The 15,953-nt window shown below is 68.8% G+C and carries 16 protein-coding genes; 8 read left to right on the top strand and 8 right to left on the bottom strand.

Annotated features, from left to right (window positions below):
* Positions 1-3 precede the first annotated feature (3 nt).
* A complete protein-coding gene (leuD, locus tag ACE3UA_RS11380; RefSeq protein WP_374645169.1) occupies positions 4-609 on the bottom strand; it encodes a 3-isopropylmalate dehydratase small subunit in 606 nt (201 codons plus the stop codon).
* A 2-nt stretch (positions 610-611) separates the two neighbouring features.
* The gene (leuC, locus tag ACE3UA_RS11375; RefSeq protein ID WP_374645167.1) at positions 612-2,030 is read right to left on the bottom strand and encodes a 3-isopropylmalate dehydratase large subunit; all 1,419 of its coding nucleotides are present in this window, start codon (positions 2,028-2,030) and stop codon (positions 612-614) included.
* Positions 2,031-2,405: 375 nt separating this feature from the next.
* Here leuC and rsfS point away from each other — a divergent pair, with 375 nt between their 5' ends.
* Both rsfS and rlmH read left to right on the top strand, forming a co-directional pair.
* Positions 2,406-2,894: a ribosome silencing factor gene (gene rsfS, locus ACE3UA_RS11370; RefSeq protein WP_374645165.1), complete on the top strand. Its 489-nt coding sequence runs from the start codon at positions 2,406-2,408 to the stop codon at positions 2,892-2,894.
* Entirely contained in the window at positions 2,894-3,364 is a 471-nt protein-coding gene (gene rlmH / locus ACE3UA_RS11365; protein ID WP_374645305.1) for a 23S rRNA (pseudouridine(1915)-N(3))-methyltransferase RlmH, read from the top strand. Before rsfS ends, rlmH begins: the two co-directional genes overlap by 1 nt.
* 40 nt (positions 3,365-3,404) lie before the next feature.
* Here the strand turns inward: rlmH and ACE3UA_RS11360 are convergent, their stop codons facing one another.
* From ACE3UA_RS11360 to dapA, 3 genes are all read right to left on the bottom strand, one after another.
* Positions 3,405-4,250 carry a DMT family transporter gene (locus tag ACE3UA_RS11360; protein ID WP_374645163.1) on the bottom strand — a complete coding sequence of 282 codons (846 nt, stop codon included), beginning with the start codon at positions 4,248-4,250 and terminating at the stop codon, positions 3,405-3,407.
* A complete protein-coding gene (locus ACE3UA_RS11355; protein WP_374645161.1) occupies positions 4,247-5,275 on the bottom strand; it encodes a proline racemase family protein in 1,029 nt (342 codons plus the stop codon). The genes ACE3UA_RS11360 and ACE3UA_RS11355 overlap by 4 nt, the downstream gene beginning before the upstream one ends.
* Before the next feature lie 124 nt (positions 5,276-5,399).
* Positions 5,400-6,272 carry a 4-hydroxy-tetrahydrodipicolinate synthase gene (gene dapA / locus ACE3UA_RS11350; protein WP_374645159.1) on the bottom strand — a complete coding sequence of 291 codons (873 nt, stop codon included), beginning with the start codon at positions 6,270-6,272 and terminating at the stop codon, positions 5,400-5,402.
* Between the two features lie 136 nt (positions 6,273-6,408).
* Between dapA and ACE3UA_RS11345 the strand changes: the two genes are divergently transcribed.
* Complete coding sequence (locus tag ACE3UA_RS11345; protein ID WP_374645157.1) at positions 6,409-8,334, top strand: transglycosylase SLT domain-containing protein; 1,926 nt, start codon at positions 6,409-6,411, stop codon at positions 8,332-8,334.
* Here ACE3UA_RS11345 and ACE3UA_RS11340 read toward each other — a convergent pair.
* The gene (locus ACE3UA_RS11340) at positions 8,331-9,407 is read right to left on the bottom strand and encodes a serine/threonine-protein kinase (protein WP_374645155.1); all 1,077 of its coding nucleotides are present in this window, start codon (positions 9,405-9,407) and stop codon (positions 8,331-8,333) included. The two genes, ACE3UA_RS11345 and ACE3UA_RS11340, sit on opposite strands and share 4 nt — an antisense overlap.
* A gap of 296 nt (positions 9,408-9,703) precedes the next feature.
* On the opposite strand from ACE3UA_RS11340, the gene smpB reads away from it, so the two are divergent.
* From smpB to ACE3UA_RS11315, 5 genes are all read left to right on the top strand, one after another.
* The gene (gene smpB / locus ACE3UA_RS11335) at positions 9,704-10,183 is read left to right on the top strand and encodes an SsrA-binding protein SmpB (protein ID WP_197642414.1); all 480 of its coding nucleotides are present in this window, start codon (positions 9,704-9,706) and stop codon (positions 10,181-10,183) included.
* A gap of 132 nt (positions 10,184-10,315) precedes the next feature.
* Complete coding sequence (locus tag ACE3UA_RS11330; protein ID WP_374645153.1) at positions 10,316-10,600, top strand: hypothetical protein; 285 nt, start codon at positions 10,316-10,318, stop codon at positions 10,598-10,600.
* Positions 10,601-10,706: 106 nt separating this feature from the next.
* Complete coding sequence (gene sseA / locus ACE3UA_RS11325; protein WP_374645151.1) at positions 10,707-11,570, top strand: 3-mercaptopyruvate sulfurtransferase; 864 nt, start codon at positions 10,707-10,709, stop codon at positions 11,568-11,570.
* 15 nt (positions 11,571-11,585) lie between these two features.
* Positions 11,586-12,761, top strand: a complete 1,176-nt coding sequence (locus tag ACE3UA_RS11320; protein WP_374645149.1) for an aromatic amino acid transaminase — start codon at positions 11,586-11,588, stop codon at positions 12,759-12,761.
* A gap of 4 nt (positions 12,762-12,765) precedes the next feature.
* Entirely contained in the window at positions 12,766-13,638 is an 873-nt protein-coding gene (locus ACE3UA_RS11315) for an EamA family transporter (protein ID WP_374645147.1), read from the top strand.
* Here the strand turns inward: ACE3UA_RS11315 and ACE3UA_RS11310 are convergent.
* Both ACE3UA_RS11310 and ACE3UA_RS11305 read right to left on the bottom strand, forming a co-directional pair.
* Positions 13,635-14,498 (bottom strand): DMT family transporter, encoded by an 864-nt coding sequence (locus ACE3UA_RS11310; protein ID WP_374645145.1) that lies wholly within the window; start codon positions 14,496-14,498, stop codon positions 13,635-13,637. The two genes, ACE3UA_RS11315 and ACE3UA_RS11310, sit on opposite strands and share 4 nt — an antisense overlap.
* A 129-nt stretch (positions 14,499-14,627) precedes the next feature.
* On the bottom strand, positions 14,628-15,899 hold the full coding sequence (locus ACE3UA_RS11305) for an ammonium transporter (protein ID WP_374645303.1): 1,272 nt from the start codon (positions 15,897-15,899) through the stop codon (positions 14,628-14,630).
* Positions 15,900-15,953 lie beyond the last annotated feature (54 nt).

The raw sequence follows: 15,953 nt of genomic DNA, 5'->3' as shown, positions 1-15,953 counted from the left end.
GGGTCAGGCCCAGGGATGCAGGCTCGCGTTCTTCGCCTCGAAGGCGTCGATGGCGGCGGCCTTTTCCAGCGTCAGGCCGATGTCGTCCAGCCCGTTCAGCAGGCAGTGCTTCTTGAAGGCATCGACCTCGAAGGCGAAGACCTTGCCGTCGGAGGCGGCGACGGTCTGCGCTTCCAGATCCACGGTAATCCGCGCGTTGGCGCCCTTCCTTGCGTCATCCATCAGATGCGCCACGGCCTCGGGCGGCAACACCACCGGCAGGATGCCGTTCTTGAAGCAGTTGTTGTAGAAGATGTCCGCGAAGCTGGTCGAGATCACGCAGCGGATCCCGAAATCCAACAGCGCCCAGGGCGCGTGCTCGCGGCTTGAGCCGCAGCCGAAGTTGTCGCCGGCGACGATGATCTGCGACTGCCGGTAGGCGGGCTGGTTAAGGACGAAATCGGGGATCTCCTGGCCACCTTCGGTGTAACGCATCTCGTCGAACAGGTTCTTGCCCAAGCCCGACCGCTGGATGGTCTTCAGGAACTGCTTGGGGATGATCATGTCGGTGTCGATGTTGACCAGCGGCATCGGGGCCGCGATTCCGGTCAGGGTGGTGAACTTGTCCATGCTCAGGCCTCCACGCCCATCATTTCGCGCACATCGGTCAGATGCCCGGTGATCGCCGCCGCCGCCGCCATCGCGGGGGACATCAGGTGCGTGCGGCCGCCGCGGCCCTGACGGCCTTCGAAGTTGCGGTTCGAGGTCGCGGCGCAGCGTTCGCCGGGGGCGAGTTGGTCGGGGTTCATCGCAAGGCACATCGAGCAGCCGGCGAGCCGCCATTCAAAGCCCGCGTCGATGAAGATCTGCGCCAGGCCCTCTTCCTCGGCCTGCGCCCGGACAAGGCCGGAGCCGGGGACGACCATCGCGCGCTTCACCTTGATCTTCCTGCCCTTCAGGATCTCGGCCGCGGCGCGCAGGTCCTCGATCCGGCCGTTGGTGCAAGAGCCGATGAAGACCGTGTCGATGGCGATGTCGGTAAGCTTCTGCCCCGCCGTCAGGCCCATGTAGTCGATGGAGCGCCGCGCCGCGTCGACCTTGCCGCCGGAGAACGACTCCGGCGCGGGGACGGCGCCGGTGATCGGCAGCACGTCCTCGGGCGAGGTGCCCCAGGTGACGACCGGGGCGATGTCCTCGCCCTTGATGGTGATGACCTTGTCGAAATGCGCGCCCTCGTCGGTGAAGAGGGTTTTCCAGTAGGCCAGCGCCGCCTCCCACTTCGCGCCCTTCGGTGCGTGCGGGCGGCCCATGACATAGGCGAAGGTCTTTTCGTCCGGCGCGATCAGGCCGGCGCGGGCGCCGCCCTCGATCGCCATGTTGCAGACGGTCATGCGGCCTTCCATCGACAGCTCGCGGATCGCCTGGCCGCAGTATTCGATGACATAGCCGGTGCCGCCCGCCGTGCCGGTGGCGCCGATCACCGACAGGGTGATGTCCTTGGCCGTGACGCCGGGGCGGAGCGACCCGGTGATCTCGACCTTCATGTTCTTCGACTTCTTCTGGATCAGCGTCTGGGTGGCCAGTACATGCTCCACCTCCGAGGTGCCGATACCATGCGCCAGCGAACCGAAGGCCCCGTGGGTCGCGGTATGGCTGTCACCGCAGACCACGGTCATGCCCGGCAGGGTCCAGCCCTGCTCGGGGCCGACGATGTGGACGATGCCCTGGCGGATGTCGGTCACGGGATAGTAGTTGATCCCGAAGTCGCGCGCGTTCTTGTCCAGCGCCGCCACCTGGATGCGGCTTTCCTCGGGCATCTGGTCGGGGTTCTCGCGGCCCTGGGTCGTCGGCACGTTGTGGTCCGGCACGGCGATGGTCTTTTCCGGCGCGCGCACCTTGCGGCCGGTCATCCGCAGGCCTTCGAACGCCTGCGGGCTGGTCACTTCGTGCACCAGATGGCGGTCGATGTAGAGGAGGCAGGTGCCGTCCTCGGCCTGGTGGACGACGTGGTCGTCCCAGATCTTGTCATAAAGCGTGCGCGGAGCGGTCATGGCTCTCACCTTCAGGTTCGGGATGGCTTGGGAAGGACGAAGGGGCGGCGATCCGCGTCAGGCGCGGGCGAGGATCGTGCGGGTCATGCCGAAGAACCGGGCCGGAAGCCGCGCATGATCGGTGATGTCGAAATAGATGAACCCGGACATGCCGCCGATATAATCCCGAAACGCCCGCCAGGCAAGCTGGCAACACCGCTTGCGGACCCGCCCCTCCTGGCCCGCCGCGAATGCGCCCGCTCTTGCTCTTTTCGACAAATACTCCCGCCGGAGGCTCCGCCGCGCGCCACCCCCGCCCCCCTCGGGGCAAGGGCGCTTGCCTTGGCGCGGAATAAGGCGTACCCGCCCGCCCTTGGTTGAGATCGGCCCTTTCCGGTGCTAATCTTGATCCATGGCCCGGCGCGGGGGCCCGTTGCCGCGCTTTTCCAGGAGGACCAGGTCCTGTCGCATTCCGATCCCGCCACCGGCCTGCCGGTCGGCCCGCGCCCGACGCCCGCCGCCCCCGTCAGCGAAGGGCACAGTTCCCAGGACGTGCTGGCGCTGGTGCTGAAATCCGTCGATGACGACAAGGCCGAGGACATCGTGCAGATCGACCTGCGCGGCCGCTCGGACGTGGCGGATTACATGGTCATCTGCTCGGGCCGGTCGTCGCGCCAGGTCGCCTCGATCTCCGAGAAACTGGCGGACCGGCTGAAGCAGGAGTTGCGGATTTCCGTCCGGATGGAGGGGAAAGAGACCGGCGACTGGGTGCTGATCGATGCGGGCGACGTGATCGTCCACGTCTTCCGCCCCGAGGTGCGCGAGTTCTACCAGCTGGAGAAGATGTGGCTGCCGGCGGGATCGACCCGCTCTGCCCAGGGCTGATGCGGCTGCACCTCTGCGCCGTGGGCCGGTTGCGCGCCGGGCCCGAGCGCGCGCTGGTCGACGAATACCTTGCCCGGCTGGAGCGGACCGGGCGGCCCCTTGGCCTTGGCCCGGCGACCGAGCATGAGGTCGAGGACAGGAAGGGCGGCGGCATGGCGGCGGAGGCGGCGCTCTTGTCCCGCGCGATCCCCGAGGGCGCGGCGCTCTGCGTGCTGGACGAAAGGGGAAAGACGCTCTCCAGCCCGGAATTCGCGCAGGCGCTGGCGCAATGGCGCGATGCCGGGCGGCAGGATGCGGCGCTGGTGATCGGCGGGGCCGACGGGGTGGACCCCGGCCTGCGGGCAAGGGCGGATCTGGTGCTCAGCTTCGGGCGGATGGTCTGGCCGCACATGCTGGTCCGGGTGATGGCGGCCGAGCAGCTGTATCGCGCGGCGACGATCCTTGCGGGCGGGCCCTATCACCGGCTGTGACGCCCGGTAAGATTGGTGCTTCGCCCATCCAAAGACTGCGCTATGCCCGCCGCAGCGCGACCACGCCCGAGCCCACGACCATCGCGGCGCCGATCCAGGTGGCAAGGTCCGGCCGTTCGCCGAACAGCGCCATCGCCAGCACCATGGCGAAGACCAGCCGCGTATAGCGGAAGGGCGTGACCGCCGAGACCTCCCCGGTCCGCATGGCGAAGGTCAGGCCGTGGTAGCCCAGCACGGCGAACAGCGTCCCCCCGGCCAGAAGCGCCAGGCCATGGATGCCCGGCACCACCGCCCTGGCCTCGACCGCCATCAGGATCGCCCCGGCAAGCGCCAGCATGGCGAAGCCCAATGCGCCAAGCTGGCGGTTCGACAGGCCCTTCGGGGCCGCCCGCGTCGCCAGGTCGCGCCCGGCAAAGCCGAGGAAGCCGACCACCGCCAGAAGCGACAGGGGCGAGAAATCCGCCCCCGGCCGCAGGATCACCAGCACCCCGGCAAAACCCAGAAGCACCGCAAGCCAGCGCGCCGGGCCGACCTTCTCGCCAAAGATCAGCGCCGCCCCGGCCACCACCACCAGCGGCGTCGCCTGCAACAGCGCCGAGGTGGTGGAAAGCGCGGTCAGCGTGATCGCGAGGCCATAGAAAAGCCGCCCCGTCACCTCGAAGGCGGACCGGACCAGCATGGCGCGCGACAGGAAGGCGGCGGGGAAAAGCGCCTCGCCCCTGCGGGCCGCCATCGCGGCAAAGACCAGCATTCCCGCCAGCCCGATCACCAGCAGGACCTGGGCCAGCGGCATCTCGCGCGCGGCGGCCTTCACCAGCACGTCCTCGACCGCGAATCCCGCCATCGAGGCCGACATGAACAGCGCGCCGCGCTGGTTCTGACTCACCGAGCGCCCCAGGTGTCGGACAGACGATAGCCCTCGGGCCAGGGGTCGGCGGGGTCGAGCATGTGCTGATGCGTGCCGGTGATCCAGGCCCGGCCGGAGATTTCCGGCAGGATCGCGTCCAGCCCGCCGACCTTGGCCGCACCGACGATCCGTCCCTCGAACTGGCCACCGATCAGCGAGCGGGCGCGCAGCACCTCGCCCGGGCCGATCTGGCCACGCGCCGCAAGGATCGCCAGGCGGGCGGATACGGCGGTGCCGGTGGGCGAGCGGTCGACCTTGCCGGGGCGGATCGAGACGGCGTGGCTGGTCTCCCAGCCGTCGGGCACCTTCTGCAGCGGCCCGGCGAAAAGGCAGAAGGAGAAATGCCGCCAGTCCGGGTTTTCGGGATGGCTGAACCCCAGCTGTTCATCCGCCGCCGTGGTGATCTGCACGCCCAGTTTCGCCATCCGGTGCGCATCCTCGGGCATGTGGGTGAAGCCAAGGGCGCGGGCATCCACCACGACGAAACTGTCGGCGCCATAGGCGGTGTCCACGGTCAGCCGGCCAAGCCCCGGCACGTCCAGCGGCACGCCCAGCCGGTCGGCGAAGGAGGGCAGGTTGCGGACATGGATGCGCTCGGCCTTGCCGCCCCGGCAATCGGCGCGGACGGTGACAAGGCCGCCGGGGGCCTCGAGAGTCAGTTCGGTGACCGGCTCGGTCATCGGGATGATGCCGCTGTCCAGCAGCACGGTCGCGACGCAGATCGAGTTCGAGCCGGACATCGGCGGGTTGTCCTCGGGCTCCATGATGATGAAGCCCATCTGCGCCCGGGGGTCCTTGGGCGGGACCAGCAGGTTGACATGGCGAAAGACACCGCCGCGCGGCTCGTTCAGGACGAAATTGCGCAGGGTCTGGTTGCGCCAGAGCCAGTCGCGCATCTCCCACAGGGTTTCGCCGGGCGGCGGAGCAACGCCACCGACGATGACATCGCCGACTTCGCCCTCGGCATGGGCCGAGATGACATGGATGGTTTTCGAGCTGCGCATTGGGGGGCCTCCGGAGCGCAAGTTGCGCGGGCGGGACGGAAATGGCAAGCGTCCCGCCGATGCAGCAGACCCAAATCCTTTAAGTAAAGGATTTGCCAAAATTCTTACTTAAGAATTTTGTGCCTCAGATCAGCCCGGCGTGCTTCATCGCCGCCTTGATCTTGCCCTTCGTGCCATCGGTCAGCCCGACCAGCGGCAGGCGCACCTCCTCGGAACACAGGCCCAGGACCGAAAGCGCATATTTCGCGCCGACGAGACCCGGCTCGATGAAGATCGCCTCGTGCAGCGGCATCAGCCTGTCCTGATACTCCAGCGCCTTGGCATAGTCGCCGCGCAGCGTCGCCTCCTGGAACTCGGCGCAGAGGCGCGGCGCGACGTTCGCGGTGACGGAAATGCAGCCCACGCCACCATGCGCGTTGAAGCCAAGCGCGGTCGCATCCTCGCCCGAGAGCTGGATGAAGTCCGTCCCGCAGGCGGCACGCTGCATCGAGACGCGCTCGATCTTGCCGGTGGCGTCCTTGACGCCGATGATCCGGGGCAGCTTGGCCAGCGTCCCCATCGTCTCGGGCGTCATGTCGACGACGCTGCGGCCGGGGATGTTGTAGATCACGATCGGCAGCTGGCAGCAGTCGTGCAGCGCGGTGAAATGCGCGACCATCCCGGCCTGCGTCGGCTTGTTGTAATAGGGCGTCACGACCAGTGCGGCGGTGGCGCCGACCTTTTCGGCATGGCGCATCAGGCTGATGCCCTCGACCGTGTTGTTCGAGCCCGCGCCCGCGATCACCGGCACCCGGCCCGCGACGGCCGCGACGACTTCCTCGATCACCTTCTGGTGCTCGGCATGGCTGAGCGTCGGGCTTTCGCCGGTGGTCCCGACCGGGACGAGGCCATGCGATCCCTCGGCGATGTGCCAGTCCACGAGTTTCTTCAGCGTCACCAGATCCAGCTCGCCGTTCTTGAACGGCGTCACCAGGGCTGGAAGGGACCCTCTGATCATGACGCTTCTCCTCGTGATGGGGCGGAATTGCCCTAGAAAGCGCGTTTCTCATAGCGGCTGGACCCTGCAATGCCAAGACTTGCCGCTAACGCAGTCGTGGGTTGTGGCGCGCCGCCCGCTTTGGCAGATTCACCCCATGAGGGACAGGACATTTCTTCGCGCGCTGCTTGTGGCGACCGCGCTTCTGGCCGGGCCGGTCCGGGCGGATACCGCCCAGGCGTTGCGCACGGCGCTGGAGCTGGCTTCGGGCAAGGACTGGGATGGCGCGCTGGCGGTGGCGCCGGCGGGCGTGGGCCGCGACCTGGTGGAATGGCAGCGCCTGCGGGACGGCGAGGGGCGGCTGGGCGAGTACGAGGATTTCCTTGCCCGCAGGCCGGACTGGCCCGGCCTGCCGCTGTTGCGCGAGAAGGGCGAGGAGGCGGTGGCGCGCTCGACCGATCCGGCGCGGGTCATCGCCTGGTTCGCGGGCGGCCTGCCCGTGACCGGCAAGGGGGCGCTGGCCTATGTCCGCGCCCTGCAGGCCGCCGGGCGCATGGCCGATGCCGAGACCGAGGCGATGCGCGCCTGGGCCGAACTGTCCTTCACTCCCGAGGAGGAGGATGCGCTCCTCGCGCTTGCGCCCGATGCGGTGGGCTTCGTCCATGAACTGCGGCTGGACAACCTGCTCTGGTCCGGCAGGCCCGGGCAGGCCAACCGGATGCTCGCCCGCGTGCCCGAGGATCTGCGCGCCCTGGCCCGGGCGCGAATCGCGTTGCAGAATGACGAAAAGGGCGTGACCGCGCTGATCGGCGCCGTCCCGAAGGCGCGGGCCGGGGATGCGGGTCTGGCGCTGGACCGCTTCATCTGGCGCATGAGGCGGGACCTTTACGACGAGGCACTGCCGCTGATCCTGGAACGCTCGGCCAGCGCCGACCTCCTGGGCCGGCCCGAGGCCTGGGCCGAGCGGCGCACGACCCTGACCCGCTGGCTGATGCGCCAGGGCCGTCCGGCCGAGGCCTACCGGGTCGCGGCCAGCCACCATCTGGAGGCTGGCCCGGCCTATGCCGACCTGGAGTTCCTGGCCGGCTTCGTCGCGCTGCGGCGGCTGGACGATCCGGGGACGGCGCTGAAGCATTTCCAGCACCTTCTGGCCGGGGTCTCGACCCCGATCAGCCTGGCGCGGGCGCATTACTGGATCGGTCGCGCGCAAGAGGCAGCCGGGCAGGATGGCAGCGCCAGCTACCAGGCGGCGGCGGCACACCAGACGGCGTATTACGGTCTTCTCGCGGCCGAGCGGCTGGGGATGACGCTGGATGCGGGCCTGCTGACCGGCACCGCGGCCCCCGACTGGAAGGGCGCGGCCTTCCGCCAGTCCTCGGTGATGGAGGCGGCGGAGCTTTTGCGGCAGGCGGGCGACCGGACGCTGGCGAAGCGGTTCCTGCTGCATCTGGCAGAGACCCAGGACGCGACGGGGCTGGCGCAGATGGCGGCGATGGTCACCGACTGGAACGAGCCGCACCTTGCCGTCCTGATCGGCAAGGCCGCGGCCGAGCGCGGGCTGATCCTGCCCGCGGCCTATTACCCGGTCCCGGATTTCGTGCCCGATGGCCTCAAGGTCAGCCGGGCGCTGGCGCTGGCGATCTCGCGCCGGGAAAGCGAGTTCGATCCGGGGGCGCGATCCTCGGCCGATGCGCGCGGGCTGATGCAGGTCCTGCCGGGGACGGCCAAGCTGATGGCGGGCAAGCTGGGCGTCCCGCACGAGGTGGGAAAGCTCCTGTCGGACCCGGCCTATAACGTGAAGATGGGCTCGGCCTATCTGGCCGAGATGGTGGCGGAGTTCGGCCCCTCGATCGCGCTGGTCGCCTCGGGCTACAACGCCGGGCCCGGCCGTCCGCGTGGCTGGCTGGCCGAGTTCGGCGATCCCCGGCGGCCGGATGTGGACGTGATCGACTGGGTCGAGGCGATCCCCTTCGCAGAGACCCGCACCTATGTGATGCGCGTGGCCGAGGGCGTGGTGATCTACCGTGCGAAACTGAAGGGCGCGGTCGGGCCGGTCAGGATCACCGAGGAACTGAAGGGCTAGACGGTCGAGATGATCACCGCGCCCAGCGCCAGCACTGCGGCCATCCCGGCCGCCGCGCGGGCCAGCGCCATCAGTCGCGGCTCGGGGCCGGAGGCGATGGGCCTTGGCGCAGGCTGCACCGGCACCGGCACCGGCGGCTGCGGCTGCGGCTGCGGCGCCATCTCTCCGGTGATCCGTGCCGTCCAGTCGCGGGCGGACTGGATCCTGCCGCGCGCAAGGACCGAAAGCGCCTTGTCGATCGCCGCGAGGAAGGCGGGCGGATAGGTGTCGAGCCGGCCGGCGAGCGGCCGGTAGGGATCGGGCGCGCCGGTGGCCAGCGCCGCCAGCCGCAACTGGCTGTTCGGCGGCGCCTCGCCCGTGATCAGGTGGTGGAAGGTGGCCGCCAGCGCGTAGAGGTCGCTCCACGGCCCCTGCTCGGCGCCCTGGACATAAAGCTCTTGCGGGGAATAGCCGTCCTTCACCACATGCAGGGTCGAGACCGGGCGCTTGTCCCCCGGCAGGGTGTCGCGCGCCGCCCCGAAGTCGATCAGCACCGGCCGGCGCTGTGTGTCCAGCATGATGTTGTCCGGCGAGATGTCGCGGTGCAGAAGCCCGCTGTCGTGGATCACCGCCACCGCGTCCAGAAGCTGCAACAGCGCCGCGCGGATTTCCTGCGGGGCCAGCGGGGCCTCGGCGATCTCGTCGCCCAGTTCGCGACCCTCGATGAAGTCGAGCACCATGTAGGCGGTGTCGTTGTCCTCGAACACCTGGTGGACACGGACCACGTTGGGATGGCGGATCCGCGCCAGGGCCTGCGCCTCGCCGATGAACTTCTGGATCAGGGTCGACACCCCCGCGCCATAGGTGCGTGAGCGCGCCCGCACCGCGCGGCTGGGGCGCATGCACAGGTCCTGGGGGAAGCATTCCTTGATGACCACGCGTCGCTGCAGGCTGTCGCGCGCCAGATAGGTGATGCCGAATCCGCCGGACCGCAGGTGCCGCTCGATCACATACTGGCCATGGAACAACTCGGTTCCCGGCGCCAGCTCGTCACCCCAATCCTCGGGCTCCAGCTCGGTACTCACGGTACTCATCCTTGCGACTTCCTTCCGGCGGACCTGGGAGGTGCCGGGCTGATGCGCACCAGAACGAACTGATTTGTTTAAAGTCCAGCCAAATTGGAGCCATTTCGGGAAGAATTCTGGCAGCACGGTGAAAATCCGACGATAGGGTTATCTGTCGTGGGGCGACACCACCTTGGCGGGTAAAATTTGACCATTTCCAGACCCATGCCTGAACAAGGGGGCCGGCAGGCCGGCGCAGGGCGACGCCGGTCCGGTCGGTGAAGCGTCTGGACTAAGGCCCGGCCAGACCTTATCTCACGGCGATCATGGTTGCGAAATCCGATCCCAATTCCAGACTGATCGCCGAGAACCGGCGGGCGCGGTTCGACTATCACATCGAAAGCGATCTCGAGGCCGGGATCGTGCTCTACGGCTCCGAGGTGAAGTCGCTGCGGCAGGGCGGCGCGAACATCGCGGAGAGCTATGCCAGCGTCGAGGGCGGCGAGCTGTGGCTGATCAACGGCTACATCGCGCCCTACCTGCAGGCCAAGACCTTCGGGCATGAGGAGCGGCGTCGGCGCAAGCTGCTGGTTTCCCGCAAGGAACTCGGGCGGCTCTGGTCGGCGGTCGGGCGCGAGGGCATGACCATCGTCCCGATGAAGATGTACTTCAACGACCGCGGCATCGTGAAGCTGAAGCTGGGCATCGCCAAGGGCAAGAAGCTGGCCGACAAGCGCGAGACCAGCGCGAAACGCGACTGGGATCGGCAGAAGGCGCGGCTGCTGAAACAGAACAGCCGCGATTGACAGGTCGCATTTCTGCAATTCCTTGCCGGATTCGCACTTTTCTGGCATGATTCCGCCTACCGGGCAGCAAGTCCGGGGCAAAGCCGGGCCATTCCGGAGACCGGGACCCGGCAAAAGGGAAAGGTTGTGGGCATGGGCATGGAGTTGATCATCCAGATCATCGCGGGCCTCGTCGGCGGCAATCTCGCCGGCATGGGTCTGAAGAATGCGACCCTAGGGACGGCGGGCAATTCCGCCGTCGGTGCCGCGGGGGGCGCGCTTGGCGGCATTCTCATGGGGATGCTGGGCGGCGATGCCGGGGCTGCGGCGGCGGGCCTCGACCTGAACGCGATCATCCAGTCGGTCGCGGGCGGGGGTGTCGGCGGGGCGGTGCTGACCGCGATCGTCGGCCTTCTGAAAAAGACGCTCGCCAAGTGATTTCGACGGCGCGGGGGCGGCTTTTGGCCCCCGCGCCGCCTGATGCCCGCTTGCGCCGCCCCTTCAGGCGCGGGTATATCCCGGTGACGCCTCCGGGAGACGCCAGATGACCCCTTCGCCGCAGGATGACCCCAAGACGCTGGTCTCGACCGACTGGCTGGCAAAGCACCTGCGCGATCCCGACCTGCGGGTGCTGGACGCAAGCTGGTACCTGCCCGCCCAGAACCGCGACGCGAAGGCGGAATATGCCGCCGCCCATATCCCCGGCGCGCGTTTCTTCGACATCGACGAGATTTCCGACCAGCGGTCCGACCTGCCGCACATGGCGCCCCCGTCCGAAAAGTTCATCTCGCGACTGCGCGCCATGGGCGTGGGCGACGGGCATCAGGTGGTGGTCTACGACGGCTCCGGGCTGTTCAGCGCGGCGCGGGTCTGGTGGACCTTCCGGCTGATGGGCAAGACCGACGTGGCGGTGCTGGACGGCGGTTTTCCGAAATGGCAGGCCGAGGGCCGCGAGATCGAGGACATGCCCCCGGTCATCCGCGACCGCCACATCACCGTGTCGCGCCAGAACCATCTGGTGAAGGACGTCACCCAGGTCGCCCATGCCGCCAAGCTGGCCGAGGCCGAGATCCTGGACGCCCGCCCCGCCGCCCGCTTCCGGGGCGAGGCGCCGGAACCCCGGCCCGGCCTGCGCGGCGGCCATATCCCCGGCTCGCGCAATATCCCCGCGGCGGAGGTGCTGAACCCGGACGGCACGATGAAATCCCCGGCCGGGCTGAAGGCCCTGTTCGAGGCGGCAGGCGTGGACCTGAAGAAGCCCGCGATCACCACCTGCGGCTCGGGCGTGACGGCGGCGATCCTGAGCCTTGCGCTGGAACGGATCGGCCACCGCAACCATGCGCTCTATGACGGCTCCTGGGCCGAATGGGGCATGTACGACGACCTGCGGGTCGCAACCGGGCCGTGACGCCCAGAGGACGAGATGCTCGAGACCCTGAACCCCCAGCCGCAGGACAAGATCCTGGCCCTCATCGCCATGTTCCGCGAGGATCCGCGGACCACGAAGATCGACCTTGGCGTCGGCGTCTACAAGGACGCGACCGGCCTGACCCCGGTGATGCGCGCCGTGAAGGCGGCCGAGAAGAAGCTGTGGGAAGTCGAGACGACCAAGACCTATACCGGCCTGGCCGGCGAGCCCGCCTATAACGCCGCCCTGGTCGGCATGATCCTGGGCGCAGGCTACGCCGACCGCGCGGCCTCGGTCGCCACGCCGGGCGGGACGGGCGCGATCCGGCAGGCGCTGGAGCTGATCCGCATGGCCAACCCGAAGGCCCGGGTCTGGATGTCGGCGCCGACCTGGCCGAACCATCCCTCGATCGTGAAATACCTCGGCATGACCGGGGTGGAATACCGCTACTTCGACGTCGCCACCTCGGGCATCGACTTCGCCGGGTTGATGGCCGACCTCGAGGGTGTGGCGGCCGGGGATGCGGTCCTTCTGCATGGCTGCTGCCACAACCCGACCGGGGCCAACCTGTCGCCCGACCAGTGGGACCAGGTGATCGCGCTTCTCCAGCGCAAGCAGGCGGTGCCCTTCGTCGACCTCGCCTACCAGGGCTTCGGCGACGGGCTGGAGGAAGATGCCGCCGCCACCCGCAAGATCGCCGCCGCCTTCCCGGAAGTGCTGATCGCCGCCTCCTGCAGCAAGAACTTCGGCATCTACCGCGAGCGGACCGGGATCCTGGTCGCACTGACCTCGCCCGAGCGCAAGGCGGTGGTGCAGGGCAACCTGAACTTCCTCAACCGGCAGAACTACAGCTTCCCGCCCGACCATGGCGCGCGGCTGGTGACGATGATCCTCGAGGACGCCACGCTTACCGCCGACTGGAAGGCCGAGCTGGAGGAAGTCCGGCAGAACATGCTGTCCTTGCGCAAGCAGCTGGCCGACGAGCTGCGCCGCGCGACGAACTCCGACCGCTTCGACTTTGTCGCCCACCATCGCGGCATGTTCAGCCGCCTTGGCCTGACCGAGGCGCAGGTGATCCGCCTGCGCGAGGAGCATGGCATCTACATGGTCGGCGACAGCCGGATCAACATCGCCGGGTTGAATGCGAAGACCGTCCCGGTCCTCGCCGCCGCCATCGCGCAGGTGATCTGACACCTTGCTGGCCGTCGTCCTGTCCCTCGCGGCGGCGGCCTGTTTCGCGCTCGGCTCGCTCTACGTCGACGGCGTGTCCTCTCGCGTCGGCGCGCTGCAACTGGTGCGCTGGCAGATGATCTTCGCCTGCCTGTTGACCGCGGCCGCCGCGCTGGTCCTTGGCGGCTGGAGGACGGTGACCGCCGACGGCTTTCTCTGGCTTGCCGCTTCCTCGGCGACCGGGGTGATGGTCGGCGGCCTGGCCTACATCGCCGCGATCAAGACCCTGGGCCCGCGGCTTTTCGCGCTGTTCTTCACCCTCTCGGCCCCCTTCGCGCTGGCGCTCGGCTTCCTGTTCCGGGACGAGACGATCTCGCCGGCGCAGGGGCTTGGCGTGGTCCTGATCCTTGCCGGGATCGTGCTGGCGATCCTTGGTCCGCGCGGGGCGGAGGGGACCGGCAGGATGCGCGCCCTCGGGCTGGGCACTGCGCTGGGGCTGGTCACCGCGTTGATGCAGGCGCTTGGCAACCTGACCGCCCGCCCCGCGATGCTGGCCGGAACCGAGCCTTTCACCGCCATCGCGATCCGCACCTGCCTTGCGGTCCTGTTCTTCGCGCTGCTCCTCTCGGTGCCCCGCCTGCGGCCTGCCGCGCCGCTGGCCCCGTCCGATGCGCGCCGGATCGGGCTTTCCGCGCTGACCGGCATGTTCATCGGCATGTCGCTGCTGATGGCGGCGCTGGCGCGGGGGGATGTGGGGATCGTGACCACCCTGTCCTCGACGACGCCGATCCTGATCCTGCCGATGGTCTGGGCCGTCAGCGGCCGCCCGCCGGGCCCCGCCGCCTGGGCCGGGGCGGCGCTGGCGGTGGCCGGGACCGCGCTGATCTCGCTGGCCTAGCGGCTGGCCCGCCAGGCCGCCAGCAATCCCGCCGAGGCGATCAGGGCCATGCCGGCGAAACCGGGCGCATCCGGGATCTGCGCGAAGGCGGCCCAGCCCAGCACCGTGGCGAAAGCGATGTGCAGGTAGTTGACCGGCGCCAGGAGCGAGGCCGGGGCCTCGCGATAGGCCGAAGTCAGGAGGAGATGACCCAGCGTCGACAGCGCCGCGAGGGCCAGGATCAGGCCCAGGTCCAGCACGCCGGGCAGCGGGCCGGGGCCCAGCGCCACAACCGCGGCGAGAAACAGGACCGTTCCCACCAGCGCGGTATGGAACATCAGCGCCATCGTCGTCTCGGTCCGGCTGAGGACGCGGGTCAGGACGTGATAGACCGTCCCGAGAAGCGCGTTGACCAGCATCAGCCCGACGCCCCAGGGATCCAGCCCGCTGCCCGGCCGCGCGATCAGAAGGACGCCGGAAAAGCCCAGGATCGCCCCGAGCCAGCCGAGCGGGCTGATCCGCTCGCCCAGGAAGCGGGCCGAGGCCAGCATGACGAGGACCGGCGTGATGTACATGATCGCCACCGTCTCGGCCACCGGCATGACCCGCAGCGCCAGCAGCATGGTGACCGAGGCCAGCGCAAGGCTGAGGCCTCGCACCAACACCAGCCCGGTGCGCCGCGTCCGCCAGATGGCGCCGCGATGGCGGGGGGCCATGGTCGCGGCGACGAAGGCGAGGTTCAGCGCGTAGCGCGCGGCAAGGATCAGCGGGGTGGCGTAAAGCAGGGCCAGGTGCTTGCCCATCGTGTCGCCGGCGGCGAAGAGCAGCGTCGCCACCGCCACCATCGCCACGCCCTTCAACGCATCGCCTTCGGTCTGCATCGCCGCTCCTTGCCGGGCGGACCCTAGAGCAGGCAGCCGGCAGGCGAAAGGGCGGCTCGTCGATGACGTCGTACTCCTCGCCAGGGGCCGACGAGGAGACGAAGTCGAACGAGGAGGGATCCCCGCGGCTCAGCTGTGATAGGCCTGCTCGCCATGGCTGGTAAGGTCCAGGCCCTGCCGCTCGGTCTCGCGGTCCACGCGCAGGCCGATGGTCAGGTCGACCAGCTTGAACGCGGCGTAAGAGACGACCGCCGACCAGACCACGGTCAGCAGCACGCCCTCGAGCTGGACCCAGAGCTGCGGCAGGATCGCGTAGTCCCCGCCCTTCACCCCGCCGAAAGCCGTGGCCGAGAAGACCCCGGTCAGGATGGCCCCGACAATGCCGCCGATGCCGTGGATGCCGAAGACATCCAGGCTGTCGTCATAGCCCAGGCGGATCTTCACCACCGTCACGAAGACATAGCAGGCCAGCGTCGCCAGCACCCCCAGCGCGATCGCGCCCATCGGGCCGACGGTGCCGCAGGCCGGGGTGACGGCGACGAGACCGGCCACCATGCCCGAAACCGCGCCAAGGAGGCTGGCCTTGCCGCGCTGCGCCGCCTCCAGCAGGCACCAGACCAGCGTTGCCGCGGCCGGGGCGATGAAGGTGTTCAGCATCGCCAGCGCCGCCCCGCCATTCGCCTCGAGGTTCGAGCCGACGTTGAAGCCGAACCAGCCGAACCAGAGCATCGCGGCGCCGATCATCGTCATCACCATGGAATGCGGCGCCATGTTGTCGCGGCCATAGCCGAGGCGCGGCCCGATCACCAGCGCGCCCACCAGCGCCGCGATCCCGGCGTTGACATGCACCACCGTTCCCCCGGCAAAGTCGATCGCCCCCCGGCCGTAGAGATAGCCGTTCGCGTCCCAGACCATATGCGCGATCGGAAAGTACGAGAACGTGGCCCAGAGGACCGAAAAGACCAGGACCGCGCCGAACTTCACCCGCTCGGCAAAGCCGCCGATGATCAGCGCCGGAGTGATCGCGGCGAAGGTCATCTGGAAGGCGACGAACAGGTATTCCGGGATGACGCGGTCCGGGCTGAAGGTCGCGGCCATGCTGTCCGGGGTCACTCCGGCAAGGAACAGCTTGCCCGTGCCGCCCCAGAGCGGGCTGGTCGACCCGCCGAAGGCCAGGGAATAGCCGTAGACCACCCAGACCAGCATCATCACGCAGGCGATGGCGGTCGTCTGCATCAGGATCGAAAGCATGTTCTTCGACCGCACCAGCCCGCCGTAGAACAGCGCGAGACCCGGCAGGGTCATGAGCAGGACCAGCACGGTCGCGACCATCATCCAGCTGACATCGCCCCTGTCCATCACCGGGGCGACCGTCTCGGCCCGGGCGGGCAGTCCGGCCATGAGGGCCAGGGTCGGGATTGCTGCAAGGCTCGGCTTCACGGTCGGTTCCTTTCT

This window comes from Tabrizicola sp. (genome assembly GCF_041919135.1).
Classification (GTDB): Bacteria; Pseudomonadota; Alphaproteobacteria; order Rhodobacterales; family Rhodobacteraceae; genus Tabrizicola.
Note: the sequence above shows the minus strand (reverse complement) of the source record. Positions and strands in the feature narration are given on the sequence as shown.

Bases quoted from the DNA above. Each gene is read 5' to 3' on its own strand.
- ACE3UA_RS11320 (WP_374645149.1), top strand. From the start codon at position 11,586: ATGCTCGAGACCCTGAACCCCCAGCCGCAGGACAAGATCCTGGCCCTC.
- rlmH (WP_374645305.1), top strand. From the start codon at position 2,894: ATGCGGCTGCACCTCTGCGCCGTGGGCCGGTTGCGCGCCGGGCCCGAG.
- leuD (WP_374645169.1), bottom strand. From the start codon at position 609: ATGGACAAGTTCACCACCCTGACCGGAATCGCGGCCCCGATGCCGCTG.
- ACE3UA_RS11355 (WP_374645161.1), bottom strand. From the start codon at position 5,275: ATGCGCAGCTCGAAAACCATCCATGTCATCTCGGCCCATGCCGAGGGC.
- dapA (WP_374645159.1), bottom strand. From the start codon at position 6,272: ATGATCAGAGGGTCCCTTCCAGCCCTGGTGACGCCGTTCAAGAACGGC.
- ACE3UA_RS11340 (WP_374645155.1), bottom strand. From the start codon at position 9,407: ATGAGTACCGTGAGTACCGAGCTGGAGCCCGAGGATTGGGGTGACGAG.
- smpB (WP_197642414.1), top strand. From the start codon at position 9,704: ATGGTTGCGAAATCCGATCCCAATTCCAGACTGATCGCCGAGAACCGG.
- leuC (WP_374645167.1), bottom strand. From the start codon at position 2,030: ATGACCGCTCCGCGCACGCTTTATGACAAGATCTGGGACGACCACGTC.
- sseA (WP_374645151.1), top strand. From the start codon at position 10,707: ATGACCCCTTCGCCGCAGGATGACCCCAAGACGCTGGTCTCGACCGAC.
- ACE3UA_RS11305 (WP_374645303.1), bottom strand. From the start codon at position 15,899: ATGGCCGGACTGCCCGCCCGGGCCGAGACGGTCGCCCCGGTGATGGAC.
- ACE3UA_RS11330 (WP_374645153.1), top strand. From the start codon at position 10,316: ATGGGCATGGAGTTGATCATCCAGATCATCGCGGGCCTCGTCGGCGGC.
- ACE3UA_RS11345 (WP_374645157.1), top strand. From the start codon at position 6,409: ATGAGGGACAGGACATTTCTTCGCGCGCTGCTTGTGGCGACCGCGCTT.
- ACE3UA_RS11310 (WP_374645145.1), bottom strand. From the start codon at position 14,498: ATGCAGACCGAAGGCGATGCGTTGAAGGGCGTGGCGATGGTGGCGGTG.